Origin of the sequence: Aequorivita aurantiaca, assembly GCF_030410135.1 — a bacterium.
Taxonomy (GTDB): Bacteria; Bacteroidota; Bacteroidia; order Flavobacteriales; family Flavobacteriaceae; genus Aequorivita; species Aequorivita aurantiaca.
Genome location: NZ_JAUGQQ010000001.1, coordinates 598,056 through 615,143 on the forward strand (window position 1 = coordinate 598,056; position 17,088 = coordinate 615,143).

Here is a 17,088-nt window from a genome sequence, read left to right on the forward strand (position 1 = left end):
AAGAATATGTCAAAATTCACAAAGAAAAAAAGCAGCGAATTGCCAGCAATTTCTACAGCATCCCTTCCGGATATTGTATTTATGTTACTATTCTTTTTTATGGTGGTAACCGTATTGCGTGATGACAATTTGCTGGTTCAAAACAAACTGCCGAAAGCTGATCAGGTAGAAAAATTGAAAAAGGATCGATCAGTTTATATTTATGCCGGAAAGCCAAGTTCAAGATATCAGGACAAATATGGTTCAGAAGCTAAAATACAAATTGGGGATAAGTACACGGACCTTTCCAATATTAAGTTTGCACTCACCGAAGCGCGCCAAAAATTGTTGCCTGAACTACAGGACAAAGTAATGGTTGCGCTAAAAGTTGATGAGAAAACAAATACTGGAATGGTCACGGACATTAAACAGGAATTGCGGGATCTAAATATGTTGAAAATAATTTACATCACCACTCCTGGAAATGAAGTAACGCAATAAGCGATTTGAAAAATAATTCATAGCGCCTTGACCTATCTTTTTAGGCTCAAGGCGTTTTTTTATTCGCATTATTTTTAAAAAATTACATATATCTTTACGGGCATGCAAAGGATATTAAAATTTTTTCTACCAATATTTTTAATCTTTCCGGTCTGTACAATATTATCGCAGGATACAATTCAGCGTGCTACTGTCGATTCTTTGTATAGGGAGGACCAGTTTTATGTCGGTATCACCTACAATGCCCTTTTGGACATGCCCGATGGCGTAAACGCGCGAGGTCTTTCCGGTGGAATTCAATTTGGTTTTCTTAGGGATATTCCATTAAATAACCGGCGAAATATAGCCTTGGCAATAGGTGCGGGAATTGCTCTCGATCAATTTGGTGAAAATCTCTTTATTGGCGAAACTAATGATGATGAAACTATTTTTAGAGTTTTGGATGAAAATGTAGATTATAATCGTAATCGTTTCAATATGGCTATTATTGAAGCCCCACTGGAATTCAGATGGAGAACTTCCACACCTTCAACCTATAAATTTTGGCGGGTGTATGCTGGGTTTAGAGTTGGCTATGCATATTGGTACAAGGCAACTTTTAAACAGTCCGGCAATAATGTGAACCAAACTAAAATAGCTGAATTTGATCCGCTACGGCTCTCTACAACCTTAAGTTTTGGATATAGCACTTTTAATTTGTTTGCCTCCTACAGCATCAATCCTTTCTTCAAAAATGCTGAAACCATTGATGGTGCTGTGGTTGAGTATAGAACACTAAAACTCGGGTTGATGTTTTATATTCTATAGCCAGAAATTAAAAAGAATAAACTGTGGGATGATGCCCAAAAGGAACCCAGCTCCTAGCTCTGGATAAGTGTGTGAATCCTTATTAAGCCTAGAGGAAGCTACCCAGCCGTTTACAAAAAGAAAAAAGCTTATGGAAATTAGCAAGTTTATCTTAAAATGGGCACTCAAGCCCACAATGAACATTAATATTCCAGCTACTCCCATTTGATGCAAACTTACCTTCAACTTAAAGAATACCATTATTAATGCGCTGAAGGCAGAGAAAAGAATGCCGACAAAAAAATAATACAGCTCCGCATCTTCGTATGGATCAAACACCATTTTTAGAATGAGCAGTAATAAAATGCACTGAATCATTAATGGAAATTTGCGCTCTTTTACTTCCTTTAAATAAATAGTTTCAACCACCTTTAAATTTTTCAAAAGGAAAAAGATTACAATGGGAATTAAGAGTGTTATAATGGCAATAGCAAAAAATTCTACACGGATTAATTGTGGGTCTACGTATTTTGGTGTGACACTGTAATAGAGAAAAGTGCCCAACAAAGGCATCAACAAAGGGTGAAAAATATAAGATGCAGCTTTTAGAAATAGGTTCATCAAATTTCCTTTCGTAGTCTTGCCACCGGCAAATCCAGTTGTTCTCTATATTTTGCGATGGTCCGTCGTGCAATGGGATATCCTTTTTCCAACAGGATTTTGGCCAATTTATCGTCCGTAAGCGGTTTGCGTTTGTTCTCTTCGGAAATAGTTATTTCAAGAATTTTTTTGATTTCCTTAGTTGAAACGTCCTCGCCTTGGTCATTTTTCATGGATTCGCTGAAAAAGTCCTTAATCAGTTTTGTGCCGTAAGGTGTGTCAACATATTTACTATTAGCCACGCGTGAAACGGTGGACACGTCCATATTAATTTTGTCCGCAATATCTTTTAGGATCATTGGCCTGAGTTTTCGTTCATCCCCACTCAAAAAGTATTCTTCTTGGTAATGCATAATGGCATTCATTGTAACGAAAAGGGTTTGTTGCCGTTGTTTTATGGCATCGATGAACCATTTTGCGGCATCCAATTTTTGTTTAATGAAAAGCACGGCATCCTTCTGTGCTTTAGATTTTTCCTTAGCCTCTTTGTAGCCTTTCAGCATATTGGTGTAATCATGGCTCACGTGAAGTTCAGGAGCATTTCGTCCGTTTAAGGTTAAATCCAATTCGCCGTCAATAATTTTTATTGCAAAATCTGGAACAACGTGCTCCACTATTCTTGTGTTTCCGGAATAGGTGCCACCTGGTTTTGGATTTAAACCTTCGATTTCATGAATGGCATCCCGCAATTGATCTTCGGAAACGTCGAATTTTTGTATGAGTTTTTTGTAATGCTTTTTGCTGAACTGATCGAAGGAATCTTCAATGATATTTATGGCCAAGGTAACCGAGGGCGTAGGTTCTTTCCGCTCAAGCTGAAGCAGGAGGCACTCTTGCAAATCACGAGCCGCAACGCCTGCGGGATCTAATTCCTGAACTATTTTAAGGACTTTTTCAACCTTGTCTTCAGTAGTGTAGACGTTCTGGGTGAAAGCCAAATCATCAACAATGTCTTGAATTTCCCTTCTTATGTAGCCACTTTCATCCACACTACCAACTAGAAATTGCGCAATTTCTTCTTCCTCCTCATCAAGCCGATAGGTGCTTAGTTGTTGCATTAAATATTGTGTAAAGGAGGTTCCGGCGGCATAAGGCATTTGCCTTTCTTCATCGTCAGCGCTATAGTTGTTCGCGGAAAGTTTATAACTCGGTATTTCATCATCGCTTAAGTAATCATCAACGTTTATATCGGTTTCAATCACTTCATTGCCTTCGTCAAAATTCTCATCAAACTGATCATTGTTAAACTCATCATCAAAATTTTCACTTTCTTCTTTTCCGCCTTCCAGTGCCGGATTTTCTTCCAATTCCTGGGCAATTCGTTGTTCAAATGCTTGTGTGGGCAATTGAATCATCTTCATCAACTGTATTTGTTGAGGAGATAATTTTTGGGAAAGTTTAAAGCTTAATTGTTGTTTTAACATGATTAATTTTACTTCTTCATAAAGTTAAAAAAAACCAGCTACTAAAATAGTTAAGTAGCCAGTTTTAATACAATCTTATGTTTTAAAATTTAGAACTCTGCGTTGCCGGGAGTCCTTGGATAAGGAATAACATCACGAATGTTGGACATGCCGGTAGTGAACTGTACCAAACGTTCAAACCCAAGTCCGAAACCACTGTGCACGGCTGTTCCGAACTTTCGCAGATCCAGATACCAGTACAATTCTTCTTTGTCAATATTCATGGTTTTCATTTTTTCCAGGAGCACATCATAGCGTTCCTCCCGCTGCGAACCGCCAACAATTTCACCAATGCCCGGAAATAGCACGTCCATTGCTCGAACAGTTTTTCCATCGTCATTTAGGCGCATATAAAATGATTTTATATTTGCCGGATAATCGAAAAGGATAACAGGGGTTTTGAAATGTTTTTCAACCAAAAATCGCTCGTGTTCGCTTTGTAGATCCGCACCCCAATCCTCAATTATATATTTGAACTTCTTCTTTTTGTTGGGGGCTGAATTTTTCAAAATATCAATAGCCTCGGTGTAACTTACTCGTTTAAAGTTATTTTCAAGTATAAAATGTAACTTCTCACGAAGTTTCATCTCACTACGTTCCGCCTGAGGTTTTGTCTTATCTTCTTCCAACAATCGATTTTCGAGAAATTCAATATCATCCGCACAGTTTTCCAAGGCATAGTTTATTACGTATTTTATAAAATCCTCAGCCAGATCCATGTTGGCGTCCAAATCGTTAAATGCTACTTCCGGTTCTATCATCCAAAATTCTGCGAGGTGGCGGCTTGTGTTGGAATTCTCGGCCCTAAAAGTTGGTCCGAAGGTATATACTTTGCCAAGGGCCATGGCATAAGTTTCGGCTTCAAGTTGCCCACTTACTGTGAGATTGGCCTCTTTTTCAAAAAAATCTTCCTTAAAATTTACGTTCCCTTTTTCATCGAGTGGCGGGTTTCTGGCATCTAGTGCGGTAACCCTGAACATTTCGCCGGCACCTTCGGCATCGCTGCCGGTTATAATGGGTGAATGCATATAGTTGAACCCGTTTTTCTGAAAATATTGGTGAACCGCAAAAGCCAGTTTTGATCGGGTTCGCATTACGGCGCCAAAGGTATTGGTTCGAATTCGCAAATGGGCCTGCTCACGAAGGGTTTCGAGTGAGTGCTTTTTGGGAGAAAGAATGGTGAGTTTTACGTCCTCCGGATTTGCTTCGCCCAAAATGGTCAATTTTGAAACTTGTATTTCAATATTCTGACCTTGGCCCTGGCTTTCCACCAACGTTCCTTTCACTTCTATTGCGGCGCCAACGTTTACTTTTTTAAGCAATTCTTCGCTAAAATTTTCAAAATCTACAACGCATTGCAGGGTTTTGATTGTGGAACCGTCATTCAGGGCTATAAACCTGTTACTTCTGAAGGAGCGTACCCAACCGCGAACTGTTACCTCCACATGGGTCTTTTCGCTTTTCAACAATTTAGCTATTGTTTTGTCTTGCATGGTCATTTTTTAAGAGGAGCAAATATACTTCAAAATATTTCCAAAAAAGAAAATACCAAATTCCAAAAAACGCAAATGGGCCATAAAAAATGCCCGAACAAAGAATGAAGAATTACAAATCCTCTTCCTCGTCCGTCAAGATTTCCATTGCCGGTTTTTTCATCGTTTCTTTATTGGCGATACTTTTTTCCAACGAAAGAAGGAGGACGGGCAGCAACAGCAAATTGGACAACATTGCGAAAAGCAATGTGATGGAAACCAATGCTCCCAAGGCAACCGTGCCGCCAAAACTGGAAATGGTGAATACGGAAAAGCCGAAGAAAAGAACAATGGAAGTATAGAACATACTCACGGTGCTTTCCCGCAGTGCCGCGTAGACCGATTTTTTTATTTTCCAATTATTGGCGATGAGTTCCTGCCGGTATTTGGCCAAAAAGTGAATGGTGTCATCCACGGAAATTCCGAAGGCAATGCTAAAAACCAGAATTGTGGAAGGTTTTATCGGCACGCCCACAAACCCCATTACCCCGGCTGTAATGATTAACGGGAGGAGATTGGGAATTAGCGAAACCAAAATCATTTTAAAGCTTCTGAACATCCAGGCCATAAATATTGCAATTAGGCAAATGGCCAGCGAAAGTGAAAGAATTAAATTGTTCACTAAATAATGTGTTCCTTTTTGAAATACCAAGGCTTTGCCCGTAACCGAAACATTATAGCGCTCCGGCGGAAAAACTTTGTTTATTTCATTGTGAAGGTTTTCCTCTATGCGGTCAAACCTGTCTGGTTTGGTATCTTTCATGAAAGTAGTAATGCGTGCAAATTGACCCGTACTATCCACATAGCTGCTCAATAGGTTGGCATTGGTGCCGCTGCTTTTGGCGTAGCTTAAAATGAAATTTTTTTCTTGGCTGTTCGGAAGCTGATAGTATTCTGGATTGCCGTTGTAATAGGCTTGTTTTGAATATTTCACCAGTTCAACAACGGATAGCGGCTTCGCAAACTCAGGGATTTCCTTAATATGGTCCTGTAGTTCATCTATGCGTTTTAGGGTGGAAAGACTCATGACGCCTTTTTTCTTTTTGGTGTCCACCATAATTTCCAGAGGCATAATGCCTTCATATTCCCTCTCAAAAAAGCGGATATCATCAAAGAAGCCAGTATTCTTCGGCATATCCTCAATTATGCTTCCCGAAATTTTAATGTTGAAAATACCAATTATGCTCGTGCAGAGTAAAAGCACGGCAACAATATAAATAGTGATGCGCCGGTCGCGAACCATGCGTTCTATCCAGAGTACAAATTGGTTGATCCATATTCTGTTCAAATGCTTTAGGTGCTTCTCCTTCGGCACAGGCATATAACTGTAAATAATGGGAATAATGAGCAGACTCAACAAAAAGATGGCCACAATGTTGATGGAGGCCACAATACCAAATTCACTTAAAAGCTCGCTTTTCACCAAAATAAAAGTGGCAAAACCGGAAGCAGTGGTGAGATTGGTCATTAGCGTTGCGTTTCCAATTTTGGTAATTACCCGCTGTAAAGATTTTGCCTGATTTCCGTGAAGTCTAATTTCCTGTTGGTATTTGTTTATAAGGAAAATGCAGTTGGGGATTCCAATTACAATGATAAGTGGCGGAATGAGTGCCGTAAGTACAGTAATTTCATAATGCATCAGTCCCAAGAACCCGAAGGACCACATAACTCCAATTATAACTGTGACCATGGAAATTATCGTAGCCCGGACGGAACGGAAGAAGAAAAAGAAAATGAGGGAAGTAACAAACAGCGCCGCACCAATAAACAGGCCTATTTCATCAATGATGCTCTGGGAATTGAGGGTGCGGATGTATGGCATTCCGGAGGTATAAACTGTTATGCCAGTTTCGGACTCAAATTTTTTGATCAATGGTATTAAATCCTCTATCACAAAATCCTTTCGGGCTGCCGTGTTCACAATTTCCTTTTTCATGTAAATTGCCGAGCGAATGCTTTGTTTGTCGGGGCTGTAGATTAGGCCGTCATAAAACGGAAGCTTGTTGAACAGTTCGTCCTTGTATTGTGCAAGCGATGCATCAGTAAAAACCGAATCCTGAATGAATGGCACGAGTACAAAACCTGTGGTATCCGTCTTTTTTTCAAGCTTTTTAAGGTTTCCCACAGAAAGGGTTAATTCCACTTCATTGAATTTTTCAATGTCCTGCGTTAGCTTGTTCCATGCCGCAAAATTCTTTGGTGTAAAAAGTGATGAATCTTTTACACCCATTACAATTAAATTGCCCTCTTCCCCGAAGTGTGATAGAAATTGGTCATATTCCAGATTGATGGGATGGTCGTCCGGAAGCAGATTTGCCTCGGTATAAGTGAAGCGCATGTTTTTCCACTGCAGTGCCAGTAGGATGGTAATGCTTAAAATAACCAATAAAATCCAGGTGCGGTTGCGTAGTATAAAGCGCGCAACCCAACCCCAAAAACCAATGCTGAAAAGTTTGTTCAAAACAATTTTTTTATAGTATCAACAAAGGTAAGTATTCCCAATTAGTAGGGCATTTTTTTTTTTTTGGGAATTTGGATACAACATTCAGCAAAAGGCCAATGCGAACTGCCTACAGCTTCAGATTGAATGTAAACTTAAAGGAAATATTATCCTCTAAATCCGGTAAATTATAAAAACCATAACGGTATGCAAAGCTAAGCCCGAAACCAAGGGCAATCTTGTTGAGTTCAAAACCGGCTTCGTTGTAAAAATGGTCCAGCTGGTTAAAGGAAATTCCAAAGTGATCTTCCGGATTGCTCATTTCGCCAATAGCGTGCCGTGATAGCAAGACCAATTCTGGTTTCCAATTTTTTGCGAGCTTAAATCTTCTAAACGTATGCTTCAATTGGAACATCGCCAGTTTATCGGAATAGAATTCCCCAAAATACATGGTTTCAAAACTCTGCACCCCCGCCACCGAAAATCTATTGAAAAGCCTTTCCTTAGTGGGTTGGTTGGGAAACGCATGGAATAAATGAGTTAACGGAACATCCCCATTGGCAAGCACTCCCTGCAATAAAAAACTGGTTCGGGACAAATTTTTCCTTTCAATATCGTAGTCCAATTTTAACCCAAACTTCGCATAATTGAAATCACTTCCTGCAATTCCCTTAAACCCTTTAGTAATTTGGGCGCTCACTTTTGGCAAAACATCCGTGGCCACTTTCTTTCCATCGGAATTCACAATGGAATCAGTCCGCAATTTCACACGAAAAGCCAGAATTGCTTCTGCGAGCTGGTATTCGTTATAGCCCCTGCCGTCATTAATGAAATAATATTCCTCGAAATTGCCAACATCGGAATGTTGTACCCGTAGCTCGGTGAGAATTTTTGGCGAAAGTTCGCTTTGTATGTTGGCCTGCCACTTGGTGTATTTATAAAACTGAATAATATTTAGCAATCGCGGTTCAAAAAGAGAATAAAATCTGGCGTCGGTCAAGAAATCATACGTGCCTATTTCTTTGATATCATCAACATAATAAAGGCTTACCCAAGCTTTTTTCTCTTTATTTAAAAGAGCGCTCCCGCCCAGGCTATATTTAAATGTTTGGTCTTTAAACCCGTATGCCACATAGCCGCCAAGGTTGTAGTTCTCAAATAATTTTTCATTGGTAACCCCACCGATTCCCAATCGTAATCCTTCGTGTATATTGTATTTAAATAATGTTTTGAGATCTATGTCGAAAAAACCAACGGGAAGATAACCGGTGGTGAACGGATGTCCTTTTTTCTCGGAAAAGTCAGCGATTGTTTTTTTTATTCCTGAAACAGAATCCTTCTCCGTTCCATTGGTTTCTTGCCCAAAAGCCGAAATTGTTATCAGCAATGAAAGAAGAAATATTAGTATACGCATAAGATTATTGGGAAGTTTCTTTTGGTTTAAAAGTAAAAAGAAAGCGGCATAGTAGCCGCTTTATTGTATATAGTTTAACGAAAACAGAAGTTTAGACTGTCATTATTTCTTTTTCTTTTTTCGCTAAAATCTCATCGATTTTTTTAATATGTTGATTGGTCATTTCCTGAATATCCTCTTCCAGACTTTTCTTCAAATCTTCCGAAATTTCCAAACCTTTAAGCTCATTGTTGGCGTTTTTCCGGTCATTGCGGACTCCAATTTTTGCTTCCTCGGCAGCGGCTTTGGCTTGTTTTGCTAAATCCCTTCGGCGTTCCTCCGTTAATGGCGGAACTGAAATAATAACACTTTCACCATTGTTCATGGGGTTAAAACCAATGTTGGCCAAATGGATGCCGCGCTCAATTTCTGGAATCATGTTTTTCTCCCACGGTTGTATGGTAATAGTCATTCCATCAGGAGTGCTCACGTTTGCCACTTGGCTCAGGGGCGTTTGGCTTCCATAATAATCCACCATAACGCTTCCAACCATTGCCGGTGACGCTTTGCCGGCGCGAATGTTCACCAATTCTTTTTCAAGATGTTTTATGGCATTGCCCATTGCTTCTTTGGCGCCATCAATTAAAAAATCTATTTCGTCTTCCATAACATGCCCGAATTTCGACTCCGCTCAATATAAACTGCGGCGGGTACCTTTTAATTAAACTTAATTTTTATATTTATTTTTTCCCATTGGGAGTAAGGGGACTACAAATTCACTTTTGTCCCGATCTTTTCTCCGGAAACCACTTTCAACAAATTTCCTTTTGTGTTCATATCAAAAACTATAATTGGTAATTCATTTTCCTGGCTAAGGGTGAAGGCGGTCGTGTCCATGACCTTCAGGCCTTTCTGCAACACATCTTCAAAACTGATAAAATCGAATTTTGTTGCAAGCTTGTCTTTTTCGGGATCGCTGGTATAAATTCCGTCCACGCGGGTTCCTTTTAAAATAACATCTGCGCCTATTTCTATGGCGCGTAGAACTGCAGCCGAATCAGTAGTAAAATAAGGATTTCCCGTTCCTCCGCCGAAAATAACAACGCGTCCTTTTTCCAAATGGCGAATGGCTTTTCTTCGGATAAAAGGCTCGGCAACTTCATTTATGTTTATGGCGCTTTGCAACCGTGTGGCAACTTCCTCATTCTCCAACGCGCTTTGCAATGCCAATCCATTTATAACGGTTGCAAGCATGCCCATGTGGTCCCCCTGCACTCTGTCCATGCCACTGCTGGCACCGGAAAGACCTCTAAAAATATTTCCGCCACCTATAACGATGGCAACTTCCACACCTTTGTTGATAATCTGTTTTATTTCGTGTGCATATTCTTTAAGCCGAACGGGATCTATACCATATTGTTGGTCACCCATCAAGGCTTCACCGGAAAGTTTTAAAAGAATTCTTTTGTAGTACATGTCCTTTTTTTACAGCGCAAAAATAAAGAAAATTATTGATGCGATGTGAGAATTGGAAAAAAGTAGTTCAGAAGTAGTCGTTCTCCAAATGGCCATAACCGGATTTTTTTTGATGACATTTTCCAAAGCATTCCGATTCCTAAGTAGTGATTCAATTAACCTTTTAAAAACCATCAAAATGAAAATACAATTACTTTTTTTATTATTGGGCGGTTCATATTTTATGACAGCTCAAAACCTGGATTTACAAGCTCCCGCAAGTTCCGTTACTTTTCATCCCGTTTCCTTGCCGAAAACGGAATGTATATCCGATGCGCAACGAGCCGAGATTTGGCAGGAAATAGATTATAACAAGCCTGCTATTCTTAAAAAAAACCCGAATGTTTATGAACATCGCGGGGCGCATCCTTTATTTATACTGCCGTTTAAACCCAAACAAGGTTTTAGCGATTATGGGTACTATTCCCTGTTTAACCAAGTGGATCATAACATAACGCCTAACGGAAATTTGCTGGATTACAATTGTGGGCAAAGAACCTATGATCAAGCTAACAGCAATCACAAAGGCACTGATTATGTAGTATGGCCGTATCCATGGAAAAAAATGGATGAGAATGTCATGGAAATAATTGCCGCTGCCGCTGGAACCATTGAAGTTAAAAGAGATGGCAATTTTGACCGCGGCTGTGAAAATAACGGAAATAACAATTGGAATGGAATACAACTAATCCATGCTGATGGTTCCCGAACATTTTATTGGCATTTTAAAGATGGTTCACTAACGTCTAAAGAGGTGGGCGATACGGTAGAAGTGGGAGAATTTTTAGGCCATGCCGGTAGCTCGGGTAGCAGTGACATACCCCACTTGCATTTTGAGGTTTATGATGCTAGCGTTTCTAGAATAGACCCCTATGCTGGGCCTTGCAATAATTTGAATGCAGATAGCTGGTGGATTGATCAGCCGGATTATTTTGTTCCCGAAATATTAACGCTCTCCACCCATAACTCAGACAATTTTGACTCAGAGTGTGGCGTAGCTGAAAATACCTATGAGGAACTGAATTTTGAAAATGGAGAAACCATCAGATTCCGAATATTTTATCGCGATCTCCAATTAAATTCCAATACCCATATCACAGTTAGAAAACCGGACAACAGCATTCTTTATGAGTATGACTTTGATTCCCCTTGGCCAGATTACACAGCGGCGTGGGCACAATGGAATTTCCCAGTGGATGCTTCTTGGCCAACCGGAGTATATACCGTTTCGGCGGATTTTGGCGGTAATTCCTATGAAACTATCTTTGGGGTACGAACTAATTTAGGTCTTGAAGATTTAACTCAAAACGAAATAGTGCTATATCCAAACCCAACTTCGAAAACCATATTTGTTGAAGCCAGTTCGCAAATTGATAAGATTCAAATTTTTGACTTAACTGGGAGGAAAGTTTTAGAAATTCCCTCTTTGGGTAAAAAGGCAGAATTGAATTTGGGTTATTTAACAACCGGAATCTATATGGCAGTTATTTCTTCCGAAGGAAAAAAGGCAGTTAAGAAGATTGTGAAAGAATAACTCTTGAAATAATACCATAAAAAAAGAGGCTGAAATTAATCAGCCTCTTTTGTTTTAAATATGTTGAAAAGCTTATGCCAAAGAAACTCTCTTAAAGCCAACAACCTCAACATCGCCATACGTTTTTACGTAATCTGCAACGTTCTTTTTGTCGTCTTTAATAAAATTTTGGTCAAGCAACGCTTTTTCGTGATCCATTGTAGTATTGTCGCTAATAAAACGCTCAATTTTTCCTGGAAGGATTTTATCCCAAATTTGCTCTGGCTTGCCTTCAGCTTTCAATTCCGCTTTTGCGTCAGCTTCAGCCTGCGCCAAAACTTCTGGAGTCAATTGTGCTCTTGAAATGTACTTAGGAACGTTTTTAAGTGTCTTGCCCAAACGGCCAAGCTCAATGTTTTCCTTTTCAATTTCAGCAATTCTTGCCTCAGTTTCTGATTCAATAAAAGCTGGGTCAAAATCTTTGTACGAAAGGGTAGAAGCGCCCATTGAAGCCACTTGCATCGATACATCCTTCGCCAATTCCTCAGCGTTGTTCACAGATTTTGAAAGACCTGTTAACGCAGCAATTTTGTTACCGTGAACGTAGGAACCAACGAATGGAGCTTCCAAAATTTCGTAGCCACCAATCTCGATTTTTTCACCAATTACACCAGTTTGTTCAGTTAATTTCTCCGCAACGGTAATGCCATCAAACTTTGAATTCAAAAATTCTTCTTTTGAAGAAGTGTTCAATGCAATCTCGGCCATTTTGTTTGCCATTTCAACGAAAGAATCATTTTTAGCAACAAAATCCGTTTCGCAGTTCAAGGAAATAGCCACTCCTTTAGTGTTATCACTATTCACTTTTGCTGTTGCAACACCTTCGCTGGAATCGCGGTCTGCTCTTTTTTCGGCAATCTTCTGTCCTTTTTTTCTAAGGATGGTGATTGCTTCTTCCATATTTCCGTCTGCCTCTACCAATGCCTTTTTACAGTCCATCATTCCGGCGCCGGTGGCTTGTCTAAGTTTATTTACTTCTGCGGCTGTTATGTTTGCCATTTTTTTAAATTTTAAAAGTTTAAGATTAAAAAAAGTCGTTCAATATGTTTTCAGTAAAGAAAAGAACCAAACGACTTTTAAATTTTAAGATACCGTTATTATTCTTCTTCGTTAAGAACTTCCTTTTTCGATTTTTGACGAACAGGCTGCTTTGCTTCCTCCATTGCCTCAACATCTTCTCCATCTGTGGAAGGAACTTCTACGTTAGTTCGTGCTCTTTTGCCATCAGTTCTCGGAGTTTTCGCTTTCTTTGCCATTCCTTCTTCCTCGTCCTCATCTTCTTCCTTGCCCGATTTTCTTTCGGAAAGACCTTCAATAATGGCTTCGGAAACAAAGCCCATAACGCTTTCAATAGATTTTGAAGCGTCATCATTACTTGGAATTACATAATCAATAGATCGTGGATCGCTGTTAGTGTCAACCATTGCGAAAATTGGGATATTAAGTTTTAGTGCTTCAGCAACCGCAATATGCTCACGGGTGGTGTCAACAATAAAAAGTGCTGCGGGAAGACGGCTCATATCAGAAATGGAACCTAGGTTCTTTTCCAATTTTGCGCGAAGACGATCAACGGCCAAACGCTCTTTCTTTGAAAGGGTGTTGAAAGTTCCGTCCTGCTTCATTCTATCTATAGAAGCCATTTTCTTTACGGCCTTACGGATAGTTACAAAGTTGGTAAGCATACCACCGGGCCATCTTTCAGTGATGTAGGGCATGTTCGCGTTCTTTGCTTTTTCAGCAACAATGTCTTTCGCCTGTTTTTTGGTAGCTACAAAAAGGATTTTGCGTCCACTGGCTGCAATTTTTTTAAGGGCTTCATTGGCCTCTTGGATTTTTGCAGCGGTTTTGTAAAGGTTGATAATGTGGATCCCGTTGCGCTCCATATAGATATAAGGCGCCATGTTCGGGTTCCATTTGCGGGTAAGGTGGCCAAAATGCACACCAGCTTCAAGTAAGTCTTTTACTTCTACTTTTTTTGCCATTTTTGTTTTAGTTTACGTTCTGTGAAAGGATAGCAACCGTTTCTAAAAATGAATTTGGTTTAGATGCTAAACTAACTCCCGAATTTTTCGAGTTAACAGCTTTTTAATTAATAATGAATATGAACTTGGTTTTAAATTATTGGTTACTGAGTTATTAATTGTTTGTAATAACCCAGTAACACAATAACCCAATAATTTATTAACGTTTAGAGAACTGGAATTTCTTACGGGCTTTTTTCTGTCCGAATTTCTTGCGTTCTACCATTCTTGGATCTCGTGTAAGCAAACCTTCTGGTTTCAAGATTCCGCGGTTTTCGTCATTTAAAGTGCACATAGCGCGGGAAATGGCAAGGCGAATTGCTTCGGCCTGTCCTGTAATTCCACCGCCAAACACGTTTACGGTGATGTCGAAAGTTTTTTCGTTATCTGTAAGTGTTAAGGGTTGTTTCACTTTATACTGAAGGGTTCCCGTTGGAAAATAATTTTCTAACTCACGCTTGTTGATGGTGATGTTTCCTTTACCTTCTTTAAGGTACACACGTGCAACAGCGGTTTTTCTTCTGCCTATTTTGTGGATGGTTTCCATTATTTGCTGTTGTTAATAAGGTTAATAGTTCGAGGTTTTTGAGCTTCCTGTCCGTGGTTTGCATCAGCATACACTTTCAGGTTTCTGAACATTTCTGCTCCCAATTTGTTTTTTGGAAGCATCCCTTTTACAGCTTTTTCAATAAGCCTTGCAGGATCTTTTTTGTACATCTCCGTAGCGGTAAGGCTGCGTTGTCCACCAGGATAGCCCGTGTGGCGGATGTACGTTTTGTCGTTCCATTTGTTTCCGGTTAGGTTTACCTTGCCGGCATTAATAATAATTACGTTATCACCACAATCTACGTGAGGGGTGAAACTTGGCTTGTGCTTTCCGCGCAGCAATACTGCAACTTGGGTAGCAAGACGACCCAATGCCTGGCCGTCCGCATCTACTAGCAACCATTCTTTTACAACGGTATTCTTGTTAGCAGATACTGTTTTGTAACTTAATGTATCCATTTAGTTTTTTGTCAAAAAGGTTAATAAAATCATTGTTTTCTCACCCTCAAACAAAACAGATTTTGTCTAAGAGGGGTGCAAATGTAAGGTTATTTATTTGAAAAGCAAGAGGTGGGAAATAAATTTTGTTGTGAAAAAGACTTAAGACCGCTTCGCTGAAAGACGTAGGATAAAGGACTGTTTCGTTTTCCTCCCGATAACTATCGGGATCGTTTTCAAAAGCTTATTCTTTCACAAACTTTTTCAACGCCACATTTTTCCCGGAATACAATTGAATATAATAAACGCCTAAAGCTAGGCTTGAAACATCCACTGTTGGGGAAACGGTTTCAACATCCAGTTGTCGCACTAGGCTGCCCAAAATGCTGTATATATTTATTTTGTCAATAATTTTGTCTTGGCTATTAACCTGCAATATATTTTTTACGGGGTTTGGATAAATTGATATTGTAGAAGCAAAAACATTTTCATTTATCCCTAGGGTCGCGTCGTGTTTTATGATCCAGTAATCAAATCCCCCTCTAGAATTTTCAGTCTTATCTCCCGAAATATCTGAATTGGAATATCCAACCGTTAAAAAATCTCCATCACTCGTTTGAATTGAATTTCCGCCATGTTCGGATCCTCCACCACCAATTGTATTTTGCCATTCAATGATGCCTACATTATTAATTTTAACAACCCAAAAATCTGAACCTCCAATGGAATTCTCTGTTTTATCGCCAGATATATCGGAATTTGAATTTCCAGATAAAAAATAACCCCCGTCGTTGCTTTCAGCGATTGAATGAATATTTTCATTGACTGCACCTCCAATTGTATTTTGCCAAATAATATTTCCAGTTTCATCTAATTTCAAAACCCAATAATCAAAAGATCCATTTATTGCGTCTTCGGTTTTGTCGCCAACAGCATCAGAATTTGAACCTCCAGCCACAATATAACCACCATCTGTAGTTGATTTTATTTTAGGATATAAGTCTATTTTATCCCCGCTTATAATTCTATCCCAAACCTGATTTCCAGAAGCATCTATTTTTAGTATCCAAAAGGGATCTAATGGGTTACCGCTAATGTCTAAATTTGAACTTATAATAAAACCCCCATCATTAGTTTTGTCTAGGCCATAAACTGTAACTGCATTTTCAATATTGTATGCATTTTGCCACATAATTGCTCCAGATGAATCTAATTTTAGAACCCAAGCATCAGAAAAACCTTGCCGCGCTACCGTACGGTCACCAGATATAGGAGAATGGGAATGACCGGCCAATAAATAACCTCCGTCATTTGTTTTTACTAGTGAACCCAGTCTATCATATTCGTTACCACCAAATGTTTTTTGCCATTCTATATTTCCATTGGAGTTTAATTTCAAGATCCAGTAATCATCATCTCCTCTAGAATTTTCAGTTTTATCACCAGAAATGTCCGACTTAGAAACTCCCCCAATAATAAACCCGCCTTCACTAGTCTGAAGGGCTGAAACAAGGACGTCATCGGCACTACCGCCATAAGTTTTCTGCCAGAGGATATTACCATTATTATCTAGTTTTAGTACCCAAAAGTCTTGTCCTCCTCTAGAATCTTCAGTCTTTTCTCCAGAGATATTTGAATCTGAAGTTCCGCCAATAAAAATTCCACCATCCGTGGTTTCTATTATGGACCATAAAAGTTCTGTGCCACTGCCACCAATAGTTTTTTGCCATTGAATGTGTGGGTCTTGGGCGTTAATGGTAAGTAAAGAAAGCAATAGTGCTAAAAGAGTAGTCGTAGTTTTCATAATAATGGAATTTAAATTTAACCTACTATCAGTTAGTAAGATACAATTTTTTTAAATGAAAAATCCTAAAGTTTGAATTAAAAAATTAATCCTTCACAAACTTTTTCAACGCCACATTTTTCCCGGAATACAGTTGAATATAATAAACGCCTGAAGCCAAGTTGGAAACATCCACGGTAGGGGAAACGGTTTCAACATTCAGTTGCAACACTTTGCTGCCCGTCATGGTGTAAATGTTTACTTGGTCTATTGTTGTCCTGGGCATTTATTATAAATACGGAATAAAGCTAAAAGCGTAATTTTTTTCATCTCAAATAGAATGAATTTAATTGCATAAAATAATGAATTTCTTCTTCCGAAAAAACAAAAAGTTAAGAGTTTCTTAATTTCCCTATAAAACTATCCTAAATGTTACTTAAGCATTTAATAAATAGTTA

At 39.1% G+C, this 17,088-nt stretch carries 16 protein-coding genes; 3 read left to right on the forward strand and 13 right to left on the reverse strand.

Annotation, left to right across the window (positions count from 1 at the left end; translation table 11 throughout):
• The first annotated feature begins 6 nt into the window (after nt 1-6).
• Both QRD02_RS02775 and QRD02_RS02780 read left to right on the forward strand, forming a co-directional pair.
• Nucleotides 7-480: an ExbD/TolR family protein gene (locus QRD02_RS02775; protein ID WP_290253368.1), complete on the forward strand. Its 474-nt coding sequence runs from the start codon at nt 7-9 to the stop codon at nt 478-480.
• Between the two features lie 102 nt (nt 481-582).
• Nucleotides 583-1,287, forward strand: a complete 705-nt coding sequence (locus QRD02_RS02780) for a porin family protein (protein WP_290253369.1) — start codon at nt 583-585, stop codon at nt 1,285-1,287.
• On the opposite strand, the gene QRD02_RS02785 is transcribed toward QRD02_RS02780, so the two are convergent.
• From QRD02_RS02785 to pyrH, 7 genes are all read right to left on the reverse strand, one after another.
• Nucleotides 1,282-1,887, reverse strand: coding sequence for a hypothetical protein (locus QRD02_RS02785; RefSeq protein ID WP_290253371.1), 606 nt, complete (start codon nt 1,885-1,887; stop codon nt 1,282-1,284). The genes QRD02_RS02780 and QRD02_RS02785 overlap by 6 nt on opposite strands.
• Complete coding sequence (gene rpoN / locus QRD02_RS02790) at nt 1,887-3,350, reverse strand: RNA polymerase factor sigma-54 (protein ID WP_290253372.1); 1,464 nt, start codon at nt 3,348-3,350, stop codon at nt 1,887-1,889. Before rpoN ends, QRD02_RS02785 begins: the two co-directional genes overlap by 1 nt.
• 89 nt (nt 3,351-3,439) lie before the next feature.
• Nucleotides 3,440-4,882 carry an asparagine--tRNA ligase gene (gene asnS, locus QRD02_RS02795; protein ID WP_290253373.1) on the reverse strand — a complete coding sequence of 481 codons (1,443 nt, stop codon included), beginning with the start codon at nt 4,880-4,882 and terminating at the stop codon, nt 3,440-3,442.
• 112 nt (nt 4,883-4,994) lie between these two features.
• On the reverse strand, nt 4,995-7,382 hold the full coding sequence (locus tag QRD02_RS02800; RefSeq protein ID WP_290253374.1) for an efflux RND transporter permease subunit: 2,388 nt from the start codon (nt 7,380-7,382) through the stop codon (nt 4,995-4,997).
• A gap of 109 nt (nt 7,383-7,491) precedes the next feature.
• Nucleotides 7,492-8,775, reverse strand: coding sequence for a DUF5686 family C-terminal domain-containing protein (locus tag QRD02_RS02805; protein WP_290253375.1), 1,284 nt, complete (start codon nt 8,773-8,775; stop codon nt 7,492-7,494).
• A gap of 91 nt (nt 8,776-8,866) precedes the next feature.
• Complete coding sequence (frr, locus tag QRD02_RS02810; RefSeq protein ID WP_290253376.1) at nt 8,867-9,421, reverse strand: ribosome recycling factor; 555 nt, start codon at nt 9,419-9,421, stop codon at nt 8,867-8,869.
• Nucleotides 9,422-9,522: 101 nt separating this feature from the next.
• Nucleotides 9,523-10,230: a UMP kinase gene (gene pyrH / locus QRD02_RS02815; protein ID WP_290253377.1), complete on the reverse strand. Its 708-nt coding sequence runs from the start codon at nt 10,228-10,230 to the stop codon at nt 9,523-9,525.
• Between the two features lie 178 nt (nt 10,231-10,408).
• On the opposite strand from pyrH, the gene QRD02_RS02820 reads away from it, so the two are divergent.
• Nucleotides 10,409-11,803, forward strand: coding sequence for a T9SS type A sorting domain-containing protein (locus tag QRD02_RS02820; RefSeq protein ID WP_290253378.1), 1,395 nt, complete (start codon nt 10,409-10,411; stop codon nt 11,801-11,803).
• 72 nt (nt 11,804-11,875) lie between these two features.
• On the opposite strand, the gene tsf is transcribed toward QRD02_RS02820, so the two are convergent.
• The 6 genes from tsf to QRD02_RS02850 form a co-directional block, all read right to left on the reverse strand.
• Nucleotides 11,876-12,841, reverse strand: coding sequence for a translation elongation factor Ts (tsf, locus tag QRD02_RS02825; RefSeq protein ID WP_290253379.1), 966 nt, complete (start codon nt 12,839-12,841; stop codon nt 11,876-11,878).
• 98 nt (nt 12,842-12,939) lie between these two features.
• Nucleotides 12,940-13,824, reverse strand: coding sequence for a 30S ribosomal protein S2 (gene rpsB / locus QRD02_RS02830; RefSeq protein WP_290253380.1), 885 nt, complete (start codon nt 13,822-13,824; stop codon nt 12,940-12,942).
• A gap of 199 nt (nt 13,825-14,023) precedes the next feature.
• A complete protein-coding gene (rpsI, locus tag QRD02_RS02835) occupies nt 14,024-14,410 on the reverse strand; it encodes a 30S ribosomal protein S9 (RefSeq protein WP_290253381.1) in 387 nt (128 codons plus the stop codon).
• On the reverse strand, nt 14,410-14,868 hold the full coding sequence (rplM, locus tag QRD02_RS02840) for a 50S ribosomal protein L13 (protein WP_290253382.1): 459 nt from the start codon (nt 14,866-14,868) through the stop codon (nt 14,410-14,412). Before rplM ends, rpsI begins: the two co-directional genes overlap by 1 nt.
• Before the next feature lie 223 nt (nt 14,869-15,091).
• Nucleotides 15,092-16,651, reverse strand: a complete 1,560-nt coding sequence (locus QRD02_RS02845; protein ID WP_290253383.1) for a T9SS type A sorting domain-containing protein — start codon at nt 16,649-16,651, stop codon at nt 15,092-15,094.
• An 85-nt stretch (nt 16,652-16,736) separates the two neighbouring features.
• A complete protein-coding gene (locus QRD02_RS02850; RefSeq protein WP_290253384.1) occupies nt 16,737-16,916 on the reverse strand; it encodes a T9SS type A sorting domain-containing protein in 180 nt (59 codons plus the stop codon).
• Nucleotides 16,917-17,088 lie beyond the last annotated feature (172 nt).

Bases quoted from the DNA above. Each gene is read 5' to 3' on its own strand.
- QRD02_RS02775 (WP_290253368.1), top strand. From the start codon at position 7: ATGTCAAAATTCACAAAGAAAAAAAGCAGCGAATTGCCAGCAATTTCT.
- QRD02_RS02780 (WP_290253369.1), top strand. From the start codon at position 583: ATGCAAAGGATATTAAAATTTTTTCTACCAATATTTTTAATCTTTCCG.
- QRD02_RS02785 (WP_290253371.1), bottom strand. From the start codon at position 1,887: ATGAACCTATTTCTAAAAGCTGCATCTTATATTTTTCACCCTTTGTTG.
- rpoN (WP_290253372.1), bottom strand. From the start codon at position 3,350: ATGTTAAAACAACAATTAAGCTTTAAACTTTCCCAAAAATTATCTCCT.
- asnS (WP_290253373.1), bottom strand. From the start codon at position 4,882: ATGCAAGACAAAACAATAGCTAAATTGTTGAAAAGCGAAAAGACCCAT.
- QRD02_RS02805 (WP_290253375.1), bottom strand. From the start codon at position 8,775: ATGCGTATACTAATATTTCTTCTTTCATTGCTGATAACAATTTCGGCT.
- frr (WP_290253376.1), bottom strand. From the start codon at position 9,421: ATGGAAGACGAAATAGATTTTTTAATTGATGGCGCCAAAGAAGCAATG.
- pyrH (WP_290253377.1), bottom strand. From the start codon at position 10,230: ATGTACTACAAAAGAATTCTTTTAAAACTTTCCGGTGAAGCCTTGATG.
- QRD02_RS02820 (WP_290253378.1), top strand. From the start codon at position 10,409: ATGAAAATACAATTACTTTTTTTATTATTGGGCGGTTCATATTTTATG.
- tsf (WP_290253379.1), bottom strand. From the start codon at position 12,841: ATGGCAAACATAACAGCCGCAGAAGTAAATAAACTTAGACAAGCCACC.
- rpsB (WP_290253380.1), bottom strand. From the start codon at position 13,824: ATGGCAAAAAAAGTAGAAGTAAAAGACTTACTTGAAGCTGGTGTGCAT.
- rpsI (WP_290253381.1), bottom strand. From the start codon at position 14,410: ATGGAAACCATCCACAAAATAGGCAGAAGAAAAACCGCTGTTGCACGT.
- rplM (WP_290253382.1), bottom strand. From the start codon at position 14,868: ATGGATACATTAAGTTACAAAACAGTATCTGCTAACAAGAATACCGTT.
- QRD02_RS02845 (WP_290253383.1), bottom strand. From the start codon at position 16,651: ATGAAAACTACGACTACTCTTTTAGCACTATTGCTTTCTTTACTTACC.
- QRD02_RS02850 (WP_290253384.1), bottom strand. From the start codon at position 16,916: ATGCCCAGGACAACAATAGACCAAGTAAACATTTACACCATGACGGGC.